The organism is Croceicoccus pelagius (assembly GCF_001661915.1).
Classification (GTDB): domain Bacteria; phylum Pseudomonadota; class Alphaproteobacteria; order Sphingomonadales; family Sphingomonadaceae; genus Croceicoccus; species Croceicoccus pelagius.
In genome coordinates this window covers 44204-65416 of record NZ_LYWY01000033.1, presented here as the reverse complement: position 1 = coordinate 65416, position 21213 = coordinate 44204, and the positions used below count along the sequence as shown (strand labels likewise).

19 protein-coding genes are annotated in these 21213 nt (G+C 62.6%); 17 read left to right on the top strand and 2 right to left on the bottom strand.

Annotated elements, in window-relative coordinates; translation table 11 throughout:
• Positions 1 to 25: 25 nt before the first annotated feature.
• Positions 26 to 4189: a DNA-directed RNA polymerase subunit beta gene (gene rpoB, locus A9D15_RS07665; RefSeq protein WP_066763744.1), complete on the bottom strand. Its 4164-nt coding sequence runs from the start codon at positions 4187 to 4189 to the stop codon at positions 26 to 28.
• Positions 4190 to 4659: 470 nt separating this feature from the next.
• Between rpoB and A9D15_RS16510 the strand changes: the two genes are divergently transcribed.
• The 5 genes from A9D15_RS16510 to rplL all read left to right on the top strand — a co-directional run bounded on the left by A9D15_RS16510 (position 4660) and on the right by rplL (position 6905).
• Positions 4660 to 4797 carry a hypothetical protein gene (locus tag A9D15_RS16510; RefSeq protein ID WP_156521700.1) on the top strand — a complete coding sequence of 46 codons (138 nt, stop codon included), beginning with the start codon at positions 4660 to 4662 and terminating at the stop codon, positions 4795 to 4797.
• Between the two features lie 48 nt (positions 4798 to 4845).
• Positions 4846 to 5370 carry a DUF2975 domain-containing protein gene (locus A9D15_RS07660; protein ID WP_066763672.1) on the top strand — a complete coding sequence of 175 codons (525 nt, stop codon included), beginning with the start codon at positions 4846 to 4848 and terminating at the stop codon, positions 5368 to 5370.
• Entirely contained in the window at positions 5370 to 5576 is a 207-nt protein-coding gene (locus tag A9D15_RS07655) for a helix-turn-helix domain-containing protein (protein ID WP_066763670.1), read from the top strand. Before A9D15_RS07660 ends, A9D15_RS07655 begins: the two co-directional genes overlap by 1 nt.
• A gap of 363 nt (positions 5577 to 5939) precedes the next feature.
• The gene (rplJ, locus tag A9D15_RS07650) at positions 5940 to 6455 is read left to right on the top strand and encodes a 50S ribosomal protein L10 (protein ID WP_066763668.1); all 516 of its coding nucleotides are present in this window, start codon (positions 5940 to 5942) and stop codon (positions 6453 to 6455) included.
• Between the two features lie 72 nt (positions 6456 to 6527).
• A complete protein-coding gene (rplL, locus tag A9D15_RS07645) occupies positions 6528 to 6905 on the top strand; it encodes a 50S ribosomal protein L7/L12 (RefSeq protein WP_066763667.1) in 378 nt (125 codons plus the stop codon).
• A 123-nt stretch (positions 6906 to 7028) separates the two neighbouring features.
• On the opposite strand, the gene A9D15_RS07640 is transcribed toward rplL, so the two are convergent.
• Positions 7029 to 7316 (bottom strand): hypothetical protein, encoded by a 288-nt coding sequence (locus A9D15_RS07640; protein WP_066763665.1) that lies wholly within the window; start codon positions 7314 to 7316, stop codon positions 7029 to 7031.
• Positions 7317 to 7846: 530 nt separating this feature from the next.
• On the opposite strand from A9D15_RS07640, the gene rfbF reads away from it, so the two are divergent.
• From rfbF to A9D15_RS07580, 12 genes are all read left to right on the top strand, one after another.
• A complete protein-coding gene (gene rfbF / locus A9D15_RS07635) occupies positions 7847 to 8614 on the top strand; it encodes a glucose-1-phosphate cytidylyltransferase (protein WP_066763663.1) in 768 nt (255 codons plus the stop codon).
• On the top strand, positions 8599 to 9684 hold the full coding sequence (gene rfbG / locus A9D15_RS07630) for a CDP-glucose 4,6-dehydratase (protein ID WP_156521699.1): 1086 nt from the start codon (positions 8599 to 8601) through the stop codon (positions 9682 to 9684). The genes rfbF and rfbG overlap by 16 nt, the downstream gene beginning before the upstream one ends.
• A 7-nt stretch (positions 9685 to 9691) precedes the next feature.
• Positions 9692 to 11053 (top strand): lipopolysaccharide biosynthesis protein RfbH, encoded by a 1362-nt coding sequence (rfbH, locus tag A9D15_RS07625; RefSeq protein ID WP_066763661.1) that lies wholly within the window; start codon positions 9692 to 9694, stop codon positions 11051 to 11053.
• Between the two features lie 46 nt (positions 11054 to 11099).
• Positions 11100 to 11801, top strand: a complete 702-nt coding sequence (locus A9D15_RS07620) for a hypothetical protein (RefSeq protein ID WP_066763658.1) — start codon at positions 11100 to 11102, stop codon at positions 11799 to 11801.
• A gap of 3 nt (positions 11802 to 11804) precedes the next feature.
• Positions 11805 to 12518 carry a hypothetical protein gene (locus tag A9D15_RS07615; protein WP_066763657.1) on the top strand — a complete coding sequence of 238 codons (714 nt, stop codon included), beginning with the start codon at positions 11805 to 11807 and terminating at the stop codon, positions 12516 to 12518.
• Complete coding sequence (locus A9D15_RS07610; protein ID WP_172807490.1) at positions 12505 to 14286, top strand: thiamine pyrophosphate-binding protein; 1782 nt, start codon at positions 12505 to 12507, stop codon at positions 14284 to 14286. The genes A9D15_RS07615 and A9D15_RS07610 overlap by 14 nt, the downstream gene beginning before the upstream one ends.
• A gap of 2 nt (positions 14287 to 14288) precedes the next feature.
• On the top strand, positions 14289 to 15275 hold the full coding sequence (locus tag A9D15_RS07605; protein WP_066763656.1) for an NAD-dependent epimerase/dehydratase family protein: 987 nt from the start codon (positions 14289 to 14291) through the stop codon (positions 15273 to 15275).
• Positions 15276 to 15412: 137 nt separating this feature from the next.
• Positions 15413 to 17314 carry an SLBB domain-containing protein gene (locus A9D15_RS07600; RefSeq protein ID WP_066763655.1) on the top strand — a complete coding sequence of 634 codons (1902 nt, stop codon included), beginning with the start codon at positions 15413 to 15415 and terminating at the stop codon, positions 17312 to 17314.
• Positions 17315 to 17325: 11 nt separating this feature from the next.
• Positions 17326 to 18441 (top strand): GumC domain-containing protein, encoded by a 1116-nt coding sequence (locus tag A9D15_RS07595; protein ID WP_156521698.1) that lies wholly within the window; start codon positions 17326 to 17328, stop codon positions 18439 to 18441.
• Between the two features lie 2 nt (positions 18442 to 18443).
• Positions 18444 to 19442, top strand: a complete 999-nt coding sequence (locus A9D15_RS07590) for a glycosyltransferase family 2 protein (RefSeq protein WP_066763653.1) — start codon at positions 18444 to 18446, stop codon at positions 19440 to 19442.
• Positions 19435 to 19827 (top strand): GtrA family protein, encoded by a 393-nt coding sequence (locus A9D15_RS07585; protein WP_066763651.1) that lies wholly within the window; start codon positions 19435 to 19437, stop codon positions 19825 to 19827. Before A9D15_RS07590 ends, A9D15_RS07585 begins: the two co-directional genes overlap by 8 nt.
• Positions 19824 to 21212 (top strand): glycosyltransferase 87 family protein, encoded by a 1389-nt coding sequence (locus A9D15_RS07580; RefSeq protein WP_066763649.1) that lies wholly within the window; start codon positions 19824 to 19826, stop codon positions 21210 to 21212. The genes A9D15_RS07585 and A9D15_RS07580 overlap by 4 nt, the downstream gene beginning before the upstream one ends.
• Position 21213 lies beyond the last annotated feature (1 nt).

Sequence of the window (21213 nt, the reverse complement as noted above, 5' to 3'; positions counted from 1 at the left end):
GGCGCGTGGGCCCGCCCGCGCTTCCTCATTCGGCAGCCTCGGCCATGCCGTCTTCGTCGCTCTCGTCGGTGAGCGAGGACAGTTCGACGTTGAGACCCAGCGAGCGCATTTCCTTCACGAGCACGTTGAAGCTTTCCGGAATGCCGGCCTCGAAGGTGTCGTCGCCCTTGACGATCGCTTCGTAGACCTTGGTACGGCCGACAACGTCGTCCGATTTCACGGTCAGCATTTCCTGCAGCGTGTAGGCCGCGCCGTAGGCCTGGAGAGCCCAGACCTCCATTTCACCGAAGCGCTGGCCACCGAACTGCGCCTTACCGCCCAGCGGCTGCTGGGTGACGAGCGAGTAGGGGCCGATCGAACGCGCGTGGATCTTGTCGTCGACGAGGTGGTGCAGCTTGAGCATGTAGATGATGCCCACGGTGACCTTGCGGTCGAAGGCTTCACCGGTACGACCGTCGTAAAGCACCGACTGGCCCGAGCTTTCGTAGCCTGCCTTTTCCAGCATCGTCGTCACGTCGCCTTCGCGCGCGCCGTCGAAGACCGGGGTGCCCATCGGGACACCGCGGCGCAGGTTGTTCGCCAGTTCGGCGACCTCCTCGCTGGTGCGGTTCTCGATGTCGTCGTAGTAGTTTTCGCCGTAGACGTCCTTCAACTTGTCGATCAGCGCGGCGGGCGGAGGGCCGGCCATCGCGTCGGGGTTGTTGGAGCGCCATTCGTCGAGCTGCTCTGCGATCTGCATGCCAAGACCACGTGCGGCAAAGCCGAGGTGGGTCTCGAAGATCTGACCGACGTTCATGCGCGACGGCACGCCCAGCGGGTTCAGAACCAGATCGACCGGAGTGCCGTCTTCGAGGAAGGGCATGTCTTCGGCCGGCAGGATGCGCGAGATGACGCCCTTGTTGCCGTGACGGCCGGCCATCTTGTCGCCCGGCTGCAGCTTGCGCTTCACCGCGACGAAAACCTTGACCATCTTCAGCACGCCCGGTGCCAGTTCGTCACCGCGTTCGAGCTTTTCCTTGCGGTCCTCGAACTTGGCGTTGATGGCCTTCACGGCCTCGTCGTACTGTTCCTTGACGGCTTCGATCTGGGCCTGGCGACCATCGTCGGCAACCGCGAACTTGAACCATTCGTGGCGTTCGACTTCGTCGAGCAGTTCCTCGGTGATCTCGCCGCCCTTCTTCACGCCCTTCGGAGCCGCCGAGGCGGTCTGGCCGACGAGCATGTCGCGAAGGCGGTTGTAGGTCGCACGGTTGAGGATGGCGCGTTCGTCCTCGCGGTCCTTGGCGAGGCGTTCGATTTCCTCGTTCTGAATCGCGCGGGTACGGTCGTCGACCTCGATGCCGTGACGGTTGAAGACGCGAACGTCGACAATCGTGCCCGACACGCCCGGCGGCAGGCGAAGCGAGGTGTCGCGCACATCGCTTGCCTTTTCACCGAAGATGGCGCGCAGAAGCTTTTCTTCCGGCGTCATCGGGCTTTCGCCCTTCGGCGTGATCTTGCCGACCAGGATGTCGCCCGGGTGCACTTCGGCACCGATATAGACGATGCCTGCCTCGTCGAGGTTGCGCAGCGCTTCCTCGCCGACGTTCGGGATGTCGCGGGTGATATCCTCGGGGCCGAGCTTCGTATCGCGGGCCATGACCTCGAACTCGTCGATGTGGATCGACGTGAACACGTCGTCCTTCACGATGCGTTCGCTGATCAGGATCGAGTCTTCGTAGTTGTAGCCGTTCCACGGCATGAACGCGACGAGGCTGTTACGGCCCAGCGCCAGTTCGCCCATGTCGGTCGACGGGCCGTCGGCGATGATGTCGCCGGCCTGCACGACTTCGCCCACCTTCACCAGCGGACGCTGGTTGATGCAGGTCGACTGGTTCGAGCGCTCGAACTTCTGGAGGCGGTAAATGTCGACGCCCGACTGGCCGGGTTCGACATCGCCAATGGCGCGGATCACGATACGGGTCGCGTCGACCTGGTCGACCACGCCGCCGCGGCGGGCCGAGATGGCGGCGCCGGAATCGCGGGCCACCGTTTCTTCCATGCCGGTGCCGACCCAAGGCGCTTCGGCCTTGACCAGCGGCACGGCCTGACGCTGCATGTTCGAGCCCATGAGTGCGCGGTTGGCGTCATCGTTTTCCAGGAACGGAATGAGCGATGCGGCGACCGAGACGAGCTGCTTGGGCGACACGTCCATCAGCGTGACCTGTTCGGACGGGCTCATCACAAACTCGCCGTTCTGGCGGGCCGAGACGAGATCCTCGACGAACGTACCTTCGCTGGTGAGGTCTGCCGAGGCCTGCGCCACGGTGTTCTTCTGCTCTTCCATGGCAGACAGGTACTGGACCTCGCCGGTCACCTTACCATCGATCACCTTGCGGTACGGAGTTTCGATGAAGCCGTACTTGTTGACGCGGGCGAAAGTCGAAAGCGAGTTGATCAGACCGATGTTCGGGCCTTCGGGCGTTTCGATCGGGCAGATGCGGCCATAGTGCGTCGGGTGGACGTCGCGGACTTCGAAGCCTGCGCGCTCACGGGTAAGACCACCCGGGCCAAGCGCCGAAACGCGGCGCTTGTGGGTGACTTCCGACAGCGGGTTGGTCTGGTCCATGAACTGCGAGAGCTGTGAAGAACCGAAGAATTCACGAACGGCAGCCACCGCGGGCTTCGCGTTGATGAGATCGTTCGGCATCACGGTCGACACGTCGACCGAGCTCATGCGTTCCTTGACCGCGCGTTCCATGCGCAACAGGCCGACGCGGTACTGGTTTTCCAGCAGCTCGCCGACCGAACGGACGCGGCGGTTGGCGAGGTTGTCGATGTCGTCGACTTCGCCCTTGCCGTCCTTGAGGTCGACCAGTTCCTTGACGACGGCGAGGATGTCCTCGTTGCGCAGGGTCGTGATCGTGTCTTCGGCGTCGAGGCCAAGACGCATGTTGAGCTTCACGCGCCCGACGGCCGAAAGGTCATAGCGTTCGCCGTCGAAGAACAGGCCTTCGAACAGCGCTTCGGCGGTTTCCTTCGTCGGCGGTTCGCCCGGGCGCATGACCTTGTAGATGGCCTCGAGACCCATGTCGCGGTTCTCTGCCTTGTCGGCCTGCATCGTGTTGCGGATCCACGGACCCTTGTTGATATGGTCGATGTCGAGCAGCTCGAGCTTGTCGACGCCCGCGTTGTCCAGCGCTTCGAGATTCTCGGGGCTGACTTCCTCGCCGGCCTCGATCCAGATGCGACCGGTCGATTCGTCGATCATGTCCTTGGCTGCATAGCGGCCGAAGATTTCCTCGGTCGGGATCAGCAGGTTGGCAAGACCGTCCTTGGCCGCCTTGTTGGCAGCGCGCGGGGAAATCTTGGTGCCGGCCGGGAAGACGACTTCGCCCGATGCCGCGTCGACGATGTCGAACGCCGGCTTCTGGCCGCGCCAGCCTTCTGCGGTGAACGGGATCTTCCAGCCGCCTTCGCCGCGTTCCCACACGACGGTGTCGTAGAAGTGGTCGAGGATCTGTTCGCTGTCGAGGCCCAGTGCATAGAGCAGCGCGGTGACCGGCAGCTTGCGCTTGCGGTCGATACGCACGTTGACGATGTCCTTGGCGTCGAATTCGAAGTCCAGCCACGAACCGCGGTACGGAATGACGCGGGCGGCGAACAGGTACTTGCCCGACGAGTGCGTCTTGCCGCGGTCATGGTCGAACAGGACACCGGGTGAGCGGTGCATCTGCGAGACGATGACGCGCTCGGTGCCGTTGACGATGAACGTGCCGTTCTCGGTCATGAGCGGCATGTCGCCCATGTAAACGTCCTGTTCCTTGATATCGAGGACCGAACGGGCCTCGGTGTCAGGATCGATCTCGAACACGATCAGGCGCAGCGTGACCTTCATCGGGGCCGCGTAAGTGATGCCGCGCTGACGGCACTCGGTCGTGTCGTACTTGGGCTCTTCCAGTTCGTAGTGGACGAAGTCCAGTTCCGCCGTGCCCGCAAAGTCGCGGATCGGGAAAACCGAGCGCAGGGTCTTTTCAAGGCCCGAGACATAGCCGGTCGCCGGATCGGAGCGCAGGAACTGTTCATAGCTCTCGCGCTGAACCTCGATCAGGTTCGGCATTTCGACGACTTCGTGAATGTCGCCGAAGATCTTGCGGATGCGCTTCTTGGCAGTCGGGCGGATGCCCGCCTCGTTCAGCTGGGTTGCCATAAAGGTATGGAGCCTCTGCTTCGTGTTGTGCCGATTCGGACCTGCCGACATTCGAGTCGGTCTGCCGCCCCGGCAGGGGATTTCGTCGCACGCGTGCGATACTGCAAAAACGACAAAAGGCCGCAGGACAAACGGGAATCCGCCCCTTTCCGAGGTATTCCCGGCCCACAGCCGTCGCGTCGTTTCGCTGAATCCGAGGCCTCCATCCCGGGTCGGCCCCCGCGCCAGGGCCGCCTTGCTCGAAGCCTTCGAACGAGGCCGCATATAGGAGCCGCCCCCGCCCCTGTCAAAGGGTGCGGACCGCGTTTCGATCCTGCTTTTTTGCTGTCTCGGCCGGCCTGATGCGCTCTGCCGCACCTGGATTTTCCGTAAAACAATCAACGACATATCGTTTTTCGATATTTATCGATTGACGATAATTGCATCCCGTATTATTGAATATCGATATCACCCATATCGGAGTTCGGAAAATGACGTTCAATCAGACCAACCTCACCGCCGTGTTCGCCGCCATCTTGCTGACGGTCGGCATGTGGGCATCCACGGTCACCACGCCCGCCATGACTTACGCCTCGGCAGCGGTTGCGGTTGCGCCGGTCGTCGCCTGACGACCGGTCCTTCCCGACCTGACACTCTTACACGAAGGAGCCCCGCCCATGTCGCTAAAACGCATCGACCCCTTGCTTGCCATCGCGCGGGTCATCCTCATCATCATCCAGGTGATCACCGGGCTCGCGGCCGTCATCTGCACCGTCGCGGTCCCGGCCATCTTCCTGTTCCGCGCCCAGATCATCGCAGAGCTGAACGCCGAAGGCGTCGTGCCCGACGCGCTGCCCGTGCTTGCCGGCATGGCCGGGCTTGGTGCGATCGTCCTTGGCATGGTCTTCGTCGTGACATGGCTGTGCCGCCGCATCGTCAATACCGTGGGCGAAGGTGATCCCTTCGTGCCGGAAAACGCGACGCGCCTTGCCCGCATGGCCTGGCTCATGCTTGCCATCCAGATCATCAGCCTGCCGCTTTCCGCAGGGGCCGTCATGCTGGAACAGATGACCGAAGGTAATACCATCGAAGGCGATGGCATCTCGCTCAGCGCGATCCTGCTGGTCATCATCCTCTTCGTCCTCGCCCGCGTTTTCCGCAAGGGAACCGAGATGCGCGCCGACCTGGAAGGAACCGTGTGATGCCCGTGACCGTGAAACTGGACGACCTGCTCCACGAACGCCGCATGACGCTGACCGAGCTGGCAGACCGCGTCGGCCTCACTCTTGCCAACCTCTCGATCCTGAAGACCGGCAAGGCCAAGGCCATCCGGTTCTCCACGCTGGAGGCGATCTGCCGGGAGCTCGACTGCCAGCCGGGCGACCTGCTGGGCTACGACGGAGAGTAAGGGGGACGCAGAGTAAGGGGGACGCAGAGTAGGAGGAAGGCCCGGTCCCGGCTTGACTCTCTCGCCAAACCCTTTAGAGGCCCGCCGCGATGTCGGTGGGCCTTTTCGGTTTGCCGTCGTCATCCGTCCGAGACAGTTGGTGACCGGAATATGCCGGTCTTAATTTCCAGCCTAGACGGGGAAACGAGATTTCAGGCGACTTTCGGGTCTGCCATTCGCGCCCATCCTTTTGCGAAAGGGCAAGCGCTCCTCCTTCCCTGATCGAACGGACTCGCCCGCACGCCGGAGCCTTCGGGCAATGGCGCGTGGACACAATGAGCCGATCGCCTGTTTCGGCAGGCGATCAAACGTGAAGGAGCAAACATGGATCGTTCGCAAAAAGCCGACGCGGTCGCAGAGCTCAACGCAACCTTCAACGAGGTCGGCGTGGTGGTTGTCACCCGCAACCTCGGCCTCTCGGTCGCCCAGTCGACCGAGCTGCGCTCGAAGATGCGTGACGCTGGTGCGACTTACAAGGTTGCGAAGAACCGTCTTGCCAAGCGGGCAATCGTGGACACCGACTATGCCGGTATCGACGATTTCCTGACCGGCCCCACCGCGCTGGCGACTTCGGTCGATCCGGTTGCGGCGGCAAAGGTCGTCATCGACTTCGCCAAGACCACCGACAAGCTCGAGGTCGTTGGCGGTTCGATGGGTTCGCAGGTGCTCGATGCCGATGGTGTGAAGGCGCTCGCCTCTATGCCCTCGCTCGACGAACTGCGCGCCAAGCTGGTTGGTCTTGTCAACGCACCGGCGACGAAGATCGCCCAGCTGTCGACTGCCCCGGCTGCGAAGCTTGCCCGTGTCTTCGGCGCATACGCCGCCAAGGACGCTGCATAAGACGTTTCAAGCGATTTGCCGGCGGACAGGCAATTTCAGCCGCGCCGGGCATGAACTTAGGAGTGAATACAAATGGCTGATATCCAGAAGATCGTCGAAGAACTGTCGCAGCTGACCGTTCTCGAAGCCGCTGAACTTGCAACTGCCCTTGAAGAAGCATGGGGCGTTTCGGCTGCCGCTGCTGTTGCTGTTGCCGCACCTGCTGGTGGTGGCGACGGCGCTGCCGCCGCTGAAGAAAAGGACGAATTCGACGTGATCCTCACCGGCGACGGTGGCAAGAAGATCCAGGTCATCAAGGAAGTCCGCGCCATCACCGGCCTGGGCCTCGCCGATGCCAAGGCTCTCGTCGAAGGTGCGCCGAAGGCCGTCAAGGAAGGCGTCAACAAGGCAGAAGCCGAAGAGATCAAGGGCAAGATCGAAGCAGCTGGCGGCACCGTCGAGCTCAAGTAAGCCTTATCGCTTACCTTCGATCTCGTTCAGCGAGATCATACGGGAAAGGGCAGCTTTCGCGGGCTGCCCTTTTCTTATGCGTCTTCGGTTTTTACAAATAGCACGTCGTGTGTTCGTCGCAGATCAGCCGTTGGGCGAAGCCATCGTCCGCCCTACGCTGCCCGAACCGCGCTCCAGCATGTGCCGGTTGAGCCGCGCCTCTTCCTCGGCCTGCGCGCGCGTGCGGCAGATCTTCTCGCGGATGCGGCTGCCTGTCGGACGGCGGTATTCGCAGACGATCTCGTTGGGATCGGGCTTCTGCGCGTTCTCGCCATCGTCGGTGACGGCGGTCTCGTCGTTTTCTCCCGCCACGACCGGCACCGCCATGGCCAGTGCGGCACACCAGACAACGGTGCGATAAAAGTTCGTCATGTCGATTGTCCCGATAGAATGGCGGACCGTGTGTCCCCAGACGTCGTTAGGATAACATATCCAAGGCGATTGCCCAGAGCCGCTGTCGAACTACTCATTGCCGAATTTCTACAAAGCAGGATTCGGATGCGAGCTTGCCACCCGATTGTCACATTCAGGTCAATTCGTCGTTTGTCGGGAACTACTCGTCGATTTCGGGCGTTGTGCATCCCGGTCTGTCTATAGCCATACTCGAAAGCTATCATTTATGCTGCACTGCAGGTTGACGGTTGCTTCAGGTTGGTTGAGAGAGCCGCAACATTGAGTAAGATTTTCCAAGCTTTCCGGGGGGATAGCTATATCATTTGTTAAGTTTGCTGTACCCGCAGAGTAATGTGCCGAACCGACGGTGAAAATTATTGTGCAGTGCAGCATAAGTTTGTATCATACCACGGGTCGCCAACCGACCGTCCGGCCATGCGCGGGGCGGTCGTTCAATTATGCATTTCCGGTGCCCGGAGACCTTTCGAGGCAACCTACGAGAGAGAAACTTGAAAGCAGTAATTCTGGCAGGTGGCCTCGGCACGAGGCTCGGTGAAGAAACTTCCGTTCGCCCCAAACCGATGGTCGAAGTCGGCGGGATGCCGATTCTCTGGCACATCATGAAGATCTATTCTTCGCATGGTATCAAAGACTTCGTGATCTGCCTTGGCTACAAGGGCTACCTGATCAAGGAGTATTTCGCGAACTACTTCCTCCACACCGCCGACGTCACGATCGATCTGGCGGAAAACAAGATGGAAGTGCATCGCAACTGGAACGAGGGCTGGCGCATCACGCTGGTCGAAACCGGACCCGAGACGATGACCGGCGGCCGCCTCAAGGCCGTTCGCTCCTACCTCGATGAAGGCGAGGCCTTCTGCTTCACCTACGGCGACGGCGTTGCCGACATCGACGTGACCGCGCTGGTAAACTTCCACAAGTCGCACGGCGGCAAGGGCACTGTCACCGCGGTTGCCCCTCCGGGCCGCTTCGGCGCGCTGGAATTCGATGGCGACCGGGTCAGCGGCTTCCGCGAAAAGCCGGCTGGTGACGGCGGTCTCATCAACGGCGGCTTCTTTGTGCTCGATCCCTCGGTGATCGATTACATCGACGGGCCTTCCTCGATCTGGGAGCGTGAGCCGATGGAAGCCCTTGCCAACGACGGTGAACTGCACGGCTACCATCACAAGGGCTTCTGGCAGCCGATGGACACGCTGCGCGACAAGCTGCATCTCGAAGAACTTTGGGAAAAGGGTGCTCCTTGGAAAACTTGGTAAACCCGGACTTCTGGGAAGGCCGCAGGGTCTTCCTCACCGGTCACACCGGTTTCAAGGGGTCATGGCTCGCGCTCTGGCTGGTTGAGATGGGGGCCGAAGTTACCGGCTTCGCTCTTCCGGCAGAGGACGTTAGCCTGTTCAATCAAGCAGGCATCGCGAATCTCGTCACGCATATCGAAGGCGACATTCGGGATCTTGACGCAGTCGATGCGGCGATGGCCGCCTGCGACCCGCAAGTCGTCTTCCATCTCGCCGCACAGCCGATCGTACGCACGTCCTACGACGATCCGGTCGGCACTTACGCGACGAACGTGCAGGGCACGGTCCACGTGCTCGACGCGTGTCGCCGCGCGGCCTCGCTAGATGCCATCGTCTGCGTGACGAGCGACAAGTGCTACGAGAACCGCGAATGGATCTGGCCCTACCGCGAAAGCGACCCGATGGGCGGTCACGATCCTTACAGTTCGTCGAAGGGCGCGGCCGAAATCGCCATTGCATCCTACCGCCGCTCCTTCTTCGAGGGAGAGGGCGCGCCCCTGCTCGCCTCGGTCCGCGCCGGTAACGTCATCGGCGGCGGCGACTGGGCGGTCGACCGGCTGATTCCCGACATCGTGCGCGCCATGGTCGCAGGCGAACGCGTCCAGATCCGCTCGCCCCACGCGGTCCGCCCGTGGCAGCACGTTCTGGAGGCGCTTGGCGGCTACCTTTTGATCGCGCAGCGTCTTGCCAAGGGCGAGCGCGACTATGCCGACGGCTGGAACTTCGGTCCGGCCGACAGCGATACACAGCCCGTCGGCTGGATCGTCGAGAAGATGATCAACGAATGGGGCGAAGGCGGCTTCGATCTCGACGACGGCCCCAAACCGCACGAGGCGAACCTCCTGCGGCTCGACTGTTCCAAGGCCCGTGCGAAACTGGGCTGGCAGCCCGCCCTCGGCCTTGCCGAAACCATCCGCTGGATCGTCGCATGGCACCGATCGGTCGCCGACGGCGGCGATGCCCGCGCAATTACATCCGAACAACTCACACAATACCGTGCACGCATGGAGCGTGCCCTCCAGGGAGCCTAATTTTCCGATGAACGACAAACCCGCAATCGATCCGCGGCAGGTTCCCGGCGACCTCTCCGAACCCGAGTTCCGCAACCTGATCGTCGATCTCGTCGGCCAGTATGCGCGCAACTTCCACGCACCCAAGGAATTCGTCCCCGGCGAGAGCCCGGTGCCGGTTTCGGGCAAGGTCTACGGCGATACCGACATGCAGCTGCTGGCCGAAAGCTGCCTCGACTTCTGGCTGACCACCGGCCGCTTCAACACCGAGTTCGAGGCAAAGCTTGCCGCTCGCATCGGTGTCGAGCATGCGATCACGGTGAACTCGGGCTCGTCGGCGAACCTCGTCGCTTTCCAGACGCTGACCTCGCACTATCACCGCAGCGAAGCGCTGAAGCCCGGCGATGAAGTCATCACCGTCGCTACCGGCTTCCCCACCACGGTGAATCCGGCGCTGCAGTTCGGCGCGGTTCCGGTCTTCGTCGACGTCGATATCCCGACTTACAACATCAAGCCCGAGATGATCGAGGCCGCCGTCACCGACAAGACGCGCGCGATCATGATCGCGCACACGCTCGGCAACCCGTTCGATCTCGGCGAAGTCATGCGCGTGGCTGAAAAGCACAACCTGTGGGTGGTCGAAGACTGCTGCGACGCGCTCGGCGCGACGTACAACGGGCAGAGCGTCGGCACCTTCGGCGACCTCGGCACGCTCAGCTTCTACCCCGCCCACCACATCACGATGGGCGAAGGCGGCGCGGTCTTCACCAACAAGCCGCGCCTCAAGCGCGTCATGGAATCGTTCCGCGACTGGGGCCGCGACTGCTGGTGCGCGCCGGGCGAGGATAACACGTGCGGCAAACGCTTCGGACGCCGCCTCGGTTCGCTGCCCTTCGGCTACGACCACAAGTACACCTACAGCCACTGCGGCTATAACCTGAAGATCACCGACATGCAGGCCGCCGTCGGCCTTGCCCAGCTCGGCCGCCTCGACGGGTTCATCGCCGACCGTTCACGCAACTTCGCGCTGCTGACCGAAATGCTCAGCGACTTAGAGGACGTGATGATCCTGCCCAAGGCCACGCCCAACAGCGAGCCGAGCTGGTTCGGTTTCCCGATCACGCTGCGCGAGGACGTGGGCTTCAGCCGCGACGACCTCGTGAAGTTCCTCAACGACAAGAAGATCGGCACGCGCCTGCTGTTCGGCGGCAACCTTCTGCGCCAGCCTTACATGAAGGATCGCAACTATCGCGTCGTTGGTGAGTTGACCAATGCCGACGCAGTTACCGAGCGTTGCTTCTGGATCGGTCTCTACCCCGGTCTGACCGAGGCACACCTCAACTACGTTTCCGAGACGATCCACGGGTTCGTCGCGGGCAACCGTTCCTGACGGTCGTTTCAGGGTCGCCAACAAGAAAAGAAAAGACGAGGGAAACATGGATCTATCGAGAATCGTCGGCCTGAAGGGAGAGTTCGAGGCCGAGGGACTATCGCGTGATACCGTCGCTGCGGAGTTTGCCTTCGCACTGCGAAACAACCTGCCGTACCTGATAAAGATCGGCGGTTGCGAGGCGAAATCCGACATCCGCTTCCTGCAAATGCTCGGCATTCGCTCGGTCGTCGCGCCGATGATCGAAAGCGGCTTTGCCATGTCGAAGTATATGGACATGCTGCCCAACGGCGCATTCGACCACGTCGGCGTCACGGTGGAAACGAAGAATGCGGTCGAACGCATCGAGGAACTGCTCGACGCCGGCACCAAGCTGACCGAAGTGACCGTCGGACGCACCGACCTAACCGCCAGCTTCGGCGGCAACGGGGTCAACTGCGACGAAACGATCGCGATGGTGAAGACCGTCGCCCGCGCTGCGCTCAAGCGTGGCCTCAAAACCACGATGGGCGGTTCGGTGAACCGCGAGACGCGCGAAACCCTTCTGGCCGACGACGAGCTTCGTTCGCTCGTCGCCTGTGTCGAGACGCGCAAGTGCGTCATGCCCGTCGACAAGTTCCTCGACGAAGGCGCGCTGGCCGATGCTTTTGCGGTCGAGGTCGCACTTCTGGACATGCAGGAAGCCCATCACGGCGCAATCTCGCGCGCTGCGCAGGAACGCGCCAAGGCACTCAGGGAAAGGCTCTGATCCATGGACGTCAAATTCGTACTCGATTTCGACGGGGTGCTCTTCAACAGCGCCTACGAGGCCTACTCGGTCGCCGAGAAATGCACCAAGGGGCGGGAAGGTTTCCGCCAGGACATCGAGTACGAGGAGTTTCTGGAATTCCGGAAAGTCGTCACCGACGCCTGGCAGTACAACCGTCTTTATAGCGTCACCCGCTATACCCAGCCTGCCGCCGTCCCGATGATCAAACCGATCGACGAGGACTGGGACTTCGCCAAGGCGTTCTTTGCCGCGCGCGAGGAAATCATGGCCGATCCCGAATGGCCCAAGGTCATGCCGGTCTACGACTTCTTCCTTCGCCTGAAGCCTCTGCTCGTCGAGAACCGCGACAAGTTCGCGATCCTCTCGACCCGCAACGTCAAATCGATCCGCGAGGCGCTGGCCTTCCACGATGCCGACGTGGTCCCCGTGTTCGGGCAGGAAGACATCCGCATGCACGGCAGCAAGCTTGCCGTCGCGCAAAGCCAGGGCTGGTGCGAGAAGGGCCGCTACATCGTCGTCTATCTCGACGACATGAACAGCCACCTCGAACCCTTCGAAGGGCAAGTCCACCTTCCGCTTCACGCCGACTGGGGATACGACGACAACACGCCCGGCTCGCTCACCGCGAACCAGGTCATGACGATCTTCACCTCATTGCTTGCCCTCACGAAGGAGAAGCACGATGAAAAAGCCTGACAACGGCGGGATCAAGTATAGCGACCAGATGGGTGCATGGCTGAAGGCAGCCGGATATACGCACTACTTCTATGTCGGCGGGGGCAACATCATGCACCTCACCGAAAGCCTCGACCGCTATCTGACGGGCGTTCCCGTCGTGCACGAAGTCGCGGCCGGCATCGGCGCTGAATACTTCAACGAGATCGCGGCACCCGCAAAGGCGCTGGCGCTCGTCACGGCGGGCCCGGGCCTTACCAATATCGTTACTGCCGTCAGCGGGGCGTGGCTGGAAAGTCGCGAACTGCTGGTGATCGGCGGTCAGGTGAAGACCGCCGACCTTGCCCGCGGGCAGGTCCGTTCACGCGGCATCCAGGAAATCGACGGCGTTGCCCTGCTGGAATCGACCACCAAGGTTTCCCGCCGCCTCGATGCACCGGTGAGCGCGCAGGAATTCCTCGACCTCATTTCGCCCAGCTGGACCCCGCGCAAGGGTCCGGTCTTCCTCGAACTGCCGCTCGACGTGCAGGCAGCAACGGTCGAGGAAAGCATACTTCCCGAATTCGGTGCGCCCGTCCTTCCCATCGCGGACGAGGACGAGATCCGCGAAGTCGCCGGGCTTTACGCCCGCGCGAAACGTCCGGTGCTGCTCGTCGGCGGCGGCGTCGACCAGACGACCGCGAACACCCTGCGCGCCCGGATCGAGGAACTCGGCATCCCGGTCATGACGACCTACAACGGGGCCGACCGGTTCGACGGCGATGCTCCGAACTATCTCGGCCGCCCGAACACCTGGGGCCAGCGCAGCTCGAACATCGCAATCCAGAAATCCGACCTGATCATCGCGGTCGGCACCCGCCTCGGCATGCAGCAGACCGGCTTCAATTGGCAGGAATTCGGCCGCGACGCCAAGATCGTGCAGGTCGAGATCGACCCGCAGGAACTGCAGAAGGGCCACCCGCGCGTAGATATCGGCCTGCCCTACGACGCCAACGACTTCCTTGCCCAGTTCGTCAGCCACGAACTGCCCCGCAAGGATGACTGGCTCGAAGAGGCTCAGGCGATCCGCCGCGCCGTCCCCCGCGTTGAGCCGGTGAACAATACCGGCGAGGGTTATCTCTCGCCCTATGACTTCATCGTCGCGCTCGAAACGCTGACTACGCCCGATGATCTCATCATCCCCTGCTCGAGCGGGAGCGCGTTCACGCTCTCGATGCAGCTGTACAAGCAGAAGCTGGGCCAGCGGATGCTGACCAACAAGTCGCTCGCCTCGATGGGCTATGGCCTGTCGGGTGCGGTCGGCGCGGCGGTTGCCGGGCGCGATCATCTTGGTGGACGCCGCACGATCCTCATCGAGGGCGACGGCGGCTTTGCCCAGAACATGCAGGAACTGGGCACCGCGGCGATCAACGACCTCGATCTGAAGATCTTCATCTTCCACGATCAGGGCCACGCCTCGATCCGCATGACCCAGCGCAACTACTTCGACGGCAAGTACCTCGGCTGCGACACGCGTTCGGGCCTCGGCCTGCCGCAGTGGTCGAAGCTGTTCGCGGCCTGGGACATCCCGGTCATGACGCTTCCGCTCGACTTCACGAAAGACGAGGAAGTGCTGAAGCGCATGGCAACGCCGGGCGTGCAGGCCTTCATCGTGCCTGTCGATCCGGAACAGACCTACCTGCCCAAGATCAGCAGCCGCATCACGGCCAGCGGATCGATGGAATCGAACCCGATCGACCGCATGAGTCCCGAGATCGACTACCTCGCGACGAAGGACGTGGAAGCCTGAACTTGGCCCGGGCTGCTGCCCTTCCCCGCCTTGCCGAGGCGGTCGCCCTGGCGCCTGCCGCGTGCGACGCCTTGCGCCGCGACGACCGGCGCATCGTCATCGTGGGCGCAAGCGGCTGGATCGGCCGCGCGCTTCTGGCAGGGTTGTTCGATGCCCTTGGCGAAGAGGCGGCGCGGGCGCGTATCGCCTGTTTCGGCAGTTCCGAACGCGAAGTGCGCTTCGGCGATCACGGCATCGTGCAACAGCCGCTGGACAGTCTCGCCGATCTCGAAACGAAGCCGACGATCCTCTTCCATCTCGCCTTCCTGACCAAGGACAAGGTCGGCGGGATGAGCGAGGAAGCATACGTCACTGCCAACCGCTCGCTTTCGGGCAAAGTTCTGGATGCGCTCGGTTCAATCGGCGCGGACCGGATCTTCGTGGCATCCTCGGGCGCAGCGGCCTTTGCCGACGATCCCGATGCAGCGCACGACCTCAGGCTCTACGGCTCGCTCAAGCGCGATGACGAACAGGCCTTTGGCGCCTGGGCCGAAAGCGCACCGGGCCGCCGGTCGCTGGTCATGCGTATTTATGCCCTCTCCGGTCCCTTCATCAACAAGCACGAGACTTACGCACTGGCGAGCTTCGTCATCGACGCGCTGGCCGACCGCCCGATCGAAGTGCGCGCGCCGATTCGGGTGGAGCGCAGTTTCGTCCCCGTGCGCGAGGTCACATCGCTGGCGCTGGCCGAATTGATGAGCGAAGGTCCACCCTCGCTGCTCATCGACAGCGGCGGCACCGCGATGGAACTGGCGGACGTCGCCGAAGCGGTGGCGAACAGGCTCGGCGGCAGTGTCGAGCGGGCCGCCATCGGCGAAGGCAGGCCCAACATCTACACGTCCGATCCGTCAGCGTACGATGCGCTGCTGGCACGACACTCCATCACTTCGACCCCCATGGGCGAACAGGCGGCACAGACCGCCGTTACGCTCATGCGGCAAATCGCGTGACATGGCTCTTGGCATCGCGGAAAGGGCCGTGTTACTTGCGAAATTCACGAACAAGAACGGGGTCGCATAGCCTCTCGCCGCGCGCGGGTATGGCCGGGATCGAGACCCTTTCGATAGATATATGACGGGATTAGTTCATGAGGTTTAGCCGCTTCCGGTTCAGGAGCATCCTGTTCACCTTGCTGGCCGCGTTCTGCGTTGCCGGCGCTGCACCGGCCATGGCGCAGCTGATTCCCGGACAGACGGGCACCAATCAGGAAGAGGAACAGCAGCAAGGAGAATCGCAGAGCGGTTCGCCCGGCTTCTCCACGCCGCAGTCCAACATCTACGGCGCAACCTCGATCCAGGAAGTCGGCAACGACGAAAGCACGCAGCTCCAGCGTTTCCTCGAGGCGCAGGAAGATCTTCTCGACCAGAGCAAGCGCCTGACCGAACCGCCAGAGCCCGGCGAGTTCGAAAAGTATGTCGAGCGCGTGATCGGCCGTCCGCTGCCGCGTTACGGCGCCGACCTGCTCCTGCCCGAAAGCCGCAATTTCGCCGCGCCCGCAACCGCGACGGTTCCGCCCGACTACCGCCTCAACGTCGGTGACGTCGTGTCGATCTCGCTCGCCGGTTCGGTCGAGGGCAGCACCGAGCGTACGATCGATGCCAACGGCAACATCTTCCTTCCCGCAGTCGGCCAGATCCACCTCGCCGGTGTGCGGAGCGGCGACCTTGGCGACGTGCTCGACCGTGCCATCGGCACCCAGTACCGCAATTTCCGCTACGGCGTCCGCGTTGCCGAACTGCGCGGCATCCGCGTTTATGTGACCGGCTTTGCGCGCAGCCCCGGCGCATTCTCGGTCGGCTCTTTGTCGACTGTCGCAAATGCGATCCTCCAAGCCGGCGGCCCCAATCCCAACGGTTCGATGCGTTCGGTGAAGCTTATCCGCAACGGGCAGGAAGTGGCCGACTTCGACCTTTACGAACTGCTTTTGGGCGGTAGCCGCGTGAACGACGCGGTGCTGCAGAACGAGGACGTCCTGTTCATTCCGCCCGCAGGCCCGCAGGTTGCCGTCTTCGGCAGCGTGACGGCAGAGGCAATCTACGAACTGCGCGGGACCGAATCGCTGGCTGACGTGCTGGCGATTGCCGGTGGTACGACGCAGCTCGGCGATGCCGAACGTCTCGTCCTTTACCGCGTTGCCGACGGTGCGCGCCCCGGCCCGATGGAAGTCGTCATTCGCGACGCCGCGACGATGAAGGCGCGCCCTGCCGACATCATTCAGGTCCTGTCCGAAAAGAACCTCGTGCAGCCCACCGCCTCGCAGCGCGTCTTCGTGAAGATCGAGGGCGAGGTCGAGAAACCCGGAAACTACTACGTCGAGCCGGGCGCAAGCCTTTCCTCGGTTATCGCGCTTGCCGGCGGCATGACGAGCCGGGCCTTCCCCTTCGGCACCGAACTCAACCGCAATTCGGTTGCGGCACAGCAGCGCAAGAACTTCGACGACGCGATCGACCAGTTCGAAATGACGCTGGCTTCTGCCCCGCTGACCGCCGATTCCAGCATCAGCGCGGACCGTCTCGCGGCACAGAACGAAGGCGCCCGCCTGTTTCTCGAAAAAATGCGCGAGGCAGAACCCGACGGCCGTCTCGTCCTCGAGATCGAGCCGACAGCAACGTCGCTGCCCGACCTCCCTCTCGAGAACGGCGACCGCGTCTATGTTCCGCCCGTGCCCAGCAGCGTCGGCGTGTTCGGCGCGGTCTATCGTCCCGCTTCCTACATGATCGCCGACGATCCGAAAAAGGTGAAGGAATACCTCTCGCAGGCAGGCGGCCCGGTCCGCGCAGCCGACAAGCGCAGGCTTTTCGTTGTGCGCGCCAACGGCGAGGTCTTGCCCCGCTCGTCCGGCGCCATGGGTGAAGAAGCCCTGCCCGGCGATGTGATCTTCGTCCCGGTCAAGACCAGCTCGAAGGACCTGCTGACCAAGATCGGCCAGATCAGCTCGATCATCTTCCAGTTCGGCATCGCTGCGGCGACCGTGGCGGCGATAGACTGATGCTGCCGCGCATGTCCATCGTGGGTCAGGTGACCCACATGAAGATCTTCGACAAGGCTTGGCGCCGTGCCGCGATCTTCCTGCCGCTGGTCCTGATCTTCGGGGTGCTGAGCTTCTTCCCCGAACGCTTCCACGCCTCGACCTCGCTGACCCCGACCGACCCGGAAACGCTGGGCCTGTCGGGCACGCTGGGTCAGCTTGGCGCAATCAATTCGGTTTTCGGCAAGCAGGCCGACGTCGAGATCGCGCTGCGCGTGGGCACCAGCCGTTCGACGCGCGAAAAGGTGATCGCGGATCTCGACCTCGAGAACCGTCTCGACGAACCCGACCTCGACCTGCACCGCTGGCTCGAACGCAAGGTCACTGTCCGTTCGCTGCGCGGAGGGATCATTTTGATCGAGATGGAGGACCGCGACGCGGACCTCGCCCGCGACATCGTCGGCGCCTATGCAGCAGCGACCCGCGAGCGCCTGTCAGAAATCACCATCCGGCAGACCAAGTACAAGCGTGAAGTGCTTGAAACGCTGGTTGAGGAAGCGGGCGAACGCCTCGTTTCCGCAGAAGCCGCGTACAACGATTTCCGCCTCAAGCACGGCTATGCCAACCCGACCGTGTCGGTCGAATCCATCGCGATGCGCATCCCTGCCCTGCAGCAGGCGGTGCGCGACAAGCAGACGGCCATCGACACGGCCCGCCGTGTCTATACCGACAATCACATCACCGTTATCCAGCTAAAGGCCGAACGGGATGCGCTGCAGGCCCAGCTGAATCAGGCACTGGCGGCGGATTCGCGCAGCAACTCGGGATCGGTCGGTGAAGCTGTCGGCGTGACGGCGGAACTGTTCCGGCTCGAACGCGAACTCGGAATGGCCCGCTCGCTGCACTCCAGCTATCTCAACTACCTCGACGGTACGATGCTGGAAGACCTGACCTCGGCAGCGAACATCCGTATCCTCGAGGATGCGCACATCGAAACCTCGCGCCAGATCTGGCTTCCCGCGGCGGCACTGACAGTCCTTTTCATCCTGATCTGGGCGGCGATGGAATTCTATCGCCTGCGCCCGCCGGTCGGCTCGCGCTTTGATCGCGCGCGTCGCGTCGAGATGGTCGAGAGCCCGGCAGAGTGAACATGACCCTCCCGCTCAAGAGCCGCCCCGAAGTCACCGTCTGCATTGCCTGCCGCAACGAGGAGGCCAATGCCGAGGCGATCGCCGCCGCCGTGTGCGAAAAGATGGAGAGCGTCGGGGCCGACTTCGACATCATCTTCATCGACAACGAGTCTAGTGACCGGACGGTAGAAATCGTCAAAGGCATGTGCGCCCGCGATCCGCGCATCAAGCTGATCAAGAATACGCGCAACTACGGCCAGATGCGATCGCCTACGCATGCCATCTACGAAGCCGGTGGCCGCGCCGTGATCTCGATGTGCGCCGATTTCCAGGATTCGCCCGACCTGCTGCCCGAATTCGTGCGCCGCTGGCGTGCAGGCGTGCCGATCGTGCTGGGCATCCGCGAGCGTGAGAAGAGCGGGCTGATCCTCTCTGCCGTCCGCTCGATGTCCTATGCAATGCAGCGCCGCTTCGGCGACTACCAGATCATTCCTAATGCGACCGGCTTCGGCATCTACGACGCCAAGGTCGTGCGCGCGATCGAACAGTTGAACGAGCCGGAGCCGTTCTTCCGCGGCCTGCTGGTCGAAACCGGCTACAAGATCGAACAGATCCCTTTCGCCCGCCCGCCCCGCGCCGGTGGCCGGTCGAAGAACAATTTCTTCACGCTGCTAGACTTCGCACTCAACGGGCTTGCCGGTTCTTCGGGCAACCTGCTTCGAGCGCCGCTCTACGTCGCCTTCCTGTTCGGACTTCTGACCGCGGCCTGCATGCTGGGTGCCGTCTGGGCTGCCTTTGCCGGACAGTCGTGGCAGCTGTGGCTTTTCGCCGCGATGCTGGAGGGACAGTTCACTCTGCTCTTCCTGTTCCTCGGCCTTCTGGGCGTGCAGGTGAAGCTCATTTCCGACCGGACCCGCAACCAGCCGCTGGTGCTGGAGGAGGAACGCGTCAACTTCCCCCCCGACTACAAGGGAACGGCCAGCACGCCGGAGTACGAGAAAGCGGGGACCGGTGTTTGACTGGCGTTCCGCAAGCGAATGGCAGCGCCTGTTCAAGTACTATCAGGCAGGCATCGTAAACACTGCCTTCGGGTACGGCCTGTTCGCGCTGTTCGTGTGGCTGGGTCTCAACATCTTCGTCGCACAGATCGTCAGCCACGTGATGGGCATGACGTTCAACTACTTCACCTACAGCCGCTATGCCTTTGCCGGGCACAAAGCGTCGCGGGTCAACTTCATCGTCTCCTACGGCCTTAATTACCTCGTGAACCTCGCGGTGCTGTGGGGCTTCGACCAGTTCATCGATTCCCCGTACCTTGCGGGCGCGCTGACGGTGCTGATCGCATCGGTCATCAATTATTTCGTCCTGAAGCGGTTCGTGTTCACGGCGCAGGAAGCGGCGTGAAGCCTCCTGCCGACTTCTGGCGAAGCGGGCGCGGGTTCGAGTGGCTGTTTGCCGCAGGCGTCGTCGCCTCGGTGATCTACACGATCTGGTACCTGCTGACGTACTACTACCTGCCGCCGCCCTATTTCTACGAACCCAGCGATATCTACGCCGACTGGTTCAACACTGCCTACTGGGCGCGTGATCCGGGCACCTACGATGTCTGGACCACGCTCTACCCGCCACTGTCCTTCGTGATGCTGCGGGTAGTCGGGCTGGAGCAGTGCTATCCGCGCGTACGGGCCTACGAATCCAGCCCCGGCCTTGCGGTGCGCGATTGCGACTGGCTCGGGGTTGCGGGCATCTGGGGCTTCTGGCTGGCCAGCGTGGTGATCATGTACTTGGCGCTGCGCAAGTGGGACAAGAGCCGCGCGATCCCGCGTACGATCTGTGTCGGCCTCGGCTGGCCGCTGCTTAACGGGATCGAGCGCGGGAACCTCATCCTGATGGCGTTCCCGTTCTTCCTGCTGGCGACGATGCCTCTGCTCAAATCGACGAAGTGGCGCTGGTTCTTTGCGGGCATGGCCGTGAACCTGAAGGTCTATCTCATCGCCCCGCTGCTCACCCCGCTGTTCAAGCGGCGCTGGCGCTGGGTCGAAGGGGCGATGCTGGGCGTCGTGATGGTCTATCTGGTCAGCTTCGCGATCCTTGGCCGCGGCACCCCGTTCGAGATCCTGCGCAACATCACAAGTTGGTCGAACAAGGAGTTCGAGAACATTCTCGATTTCTGGCCGGCCACGACGTACCAGGGCCTGCGTTCGGTCCTTACGAACGAGAATGCGACAGTCCCCATCGGTTTGCTGATCGGTTCGCGTATGGTCGAATACACGGTCCTGTTCATCGACGTGCTGCTTCGCGTGACGCAAGCCTTTCTGCTCGTTGCCTTCGCCGCCGCGTGGCTGCGGCCCGAAGTCGTCACACGTTACAGGCTCTACCTTCTCGGCATCCTCATCGCTCTCGTCACCAGTGAGGCAGGCGGCTATACGCCGGTATTCATGATGGCGCTGCTCATGATGGAGCCGTGGAAGGGCTTCGGGCGGATCTTCTCGATCTGCGCATGCTACCTCCTCGCCCTGTCGGCGGACATCAAGCTGGAGGAGATGATGGAACTGACGCGAACCACCTATTACCGCGACAGCCAGGTCATTTCGGCGACTTACCTCACTGTCTGGCCGTTCGTCCGGCCGCTGCTGATCCAGGCGGTCGCGATCGCGATGTCCTGTGTGACGATCCGCGAGGTTTGGATGGACGTGCGGTTTCAGGGCTGGGCCTCGCGCTGGCGGTTTCGCGGCGATGCGCCGATGCTTCCGGGCATAAAGCACCCGACCCCGCCGGGTCAGGGCTAAC

Coding starts and splice junctions, on each gene's coding strand:
- rpoB (WP_066763744.1), bottom strand. CDS start 4,189: ATGGCAACCCAGCTGAACGAGGCGGGCATCCGCCCGACTGCCAAGAAG.
- A9D15_RS16510 (WP_156521700.1), top strand. CDS start 4,660: ATGACGTTCAATCAGACCAACCTCACCGCCGTGTTCGCCGCCATCTTG.
- A9D15_RS07660 (WP_066763672.1), top strand. CDS start 4,846: ATGTCGCTAAAACGCATCGACCCCTTGCTTGCCATCGCGCGGGTCATC.
- A9D15_RS07655 (WP_066763670.1), top strand. CDS start 5,370: ATGCCCGTGACCGTGAAACTGGACGACCTGCTCCACGAACGCCGCATG.
- rplJ (WP_066763668.1), top strand. CDS start 5,940: ATGGATCGTTCGCAAAAAGCCGACGCGGTCGCAGAGCTCAACGCAACC.
- rplL (WP_066763667.1), top strand. CDS start 6,528: ATGGCTGATATCCAGAAGATCGTCGAAGAACTGTCGCAGCTGACCGTT.
- A9D15_RS07640 (WP_066763665.1), bottom strand. CDS start 7,316: ATGACGAACTTTTATCGCACCGTTGTCTGGTGTGCCGCACTGGCCATG.
- rfbH (WP_066763661.1), top strand. CDS start 9,692: ATGAACGACAAACCCGCAATCGATCCGCGGCAGGTTCCCGGCGACCTC.
- A9D15_RS07620 (WP_066763658.1), top strand. CDS start 11,100: ATGGATCTATCGAGAATCGTCGGCCTGAAGGGAGAGTTCGAGGCCGAG.
- A9D15_RS07615 (WP_066763657.1), top strand. CDS start 11,805: ATGGACGTCAAATTCGTACTCGATTTCGACGGGGTGCTCTTCAACAGC.
- A9D15_RS07610 (WP_172807490.1), top strand. CDS start 12,505: ATGAAAAAGCCTGACAACGGCGGGATCAAGTATAGCGACCAGATGGGT.
- A9D15_RS07600 (WP_066763655.1), top strand. CDS start 15,413: ATGAGGTTTAGCCGCTTCCGGTTCAGGAGCATCCTGTTCACCTTGCTG.
- A9D15_RS07595 (WP_156521698.1), top strand. CDS start 17,326: ATGTCCATCGTGGGTCAGGTGACCCACATGAAGATCTTCGACAAGGCT.
- A9D15_RS07590 (WP_066763653.1), top strand. CDS start 18,444: ATGACCCTCCCGCTCAAGAGCCGCCCCGAAGTCACCGTCTGCATTGCC.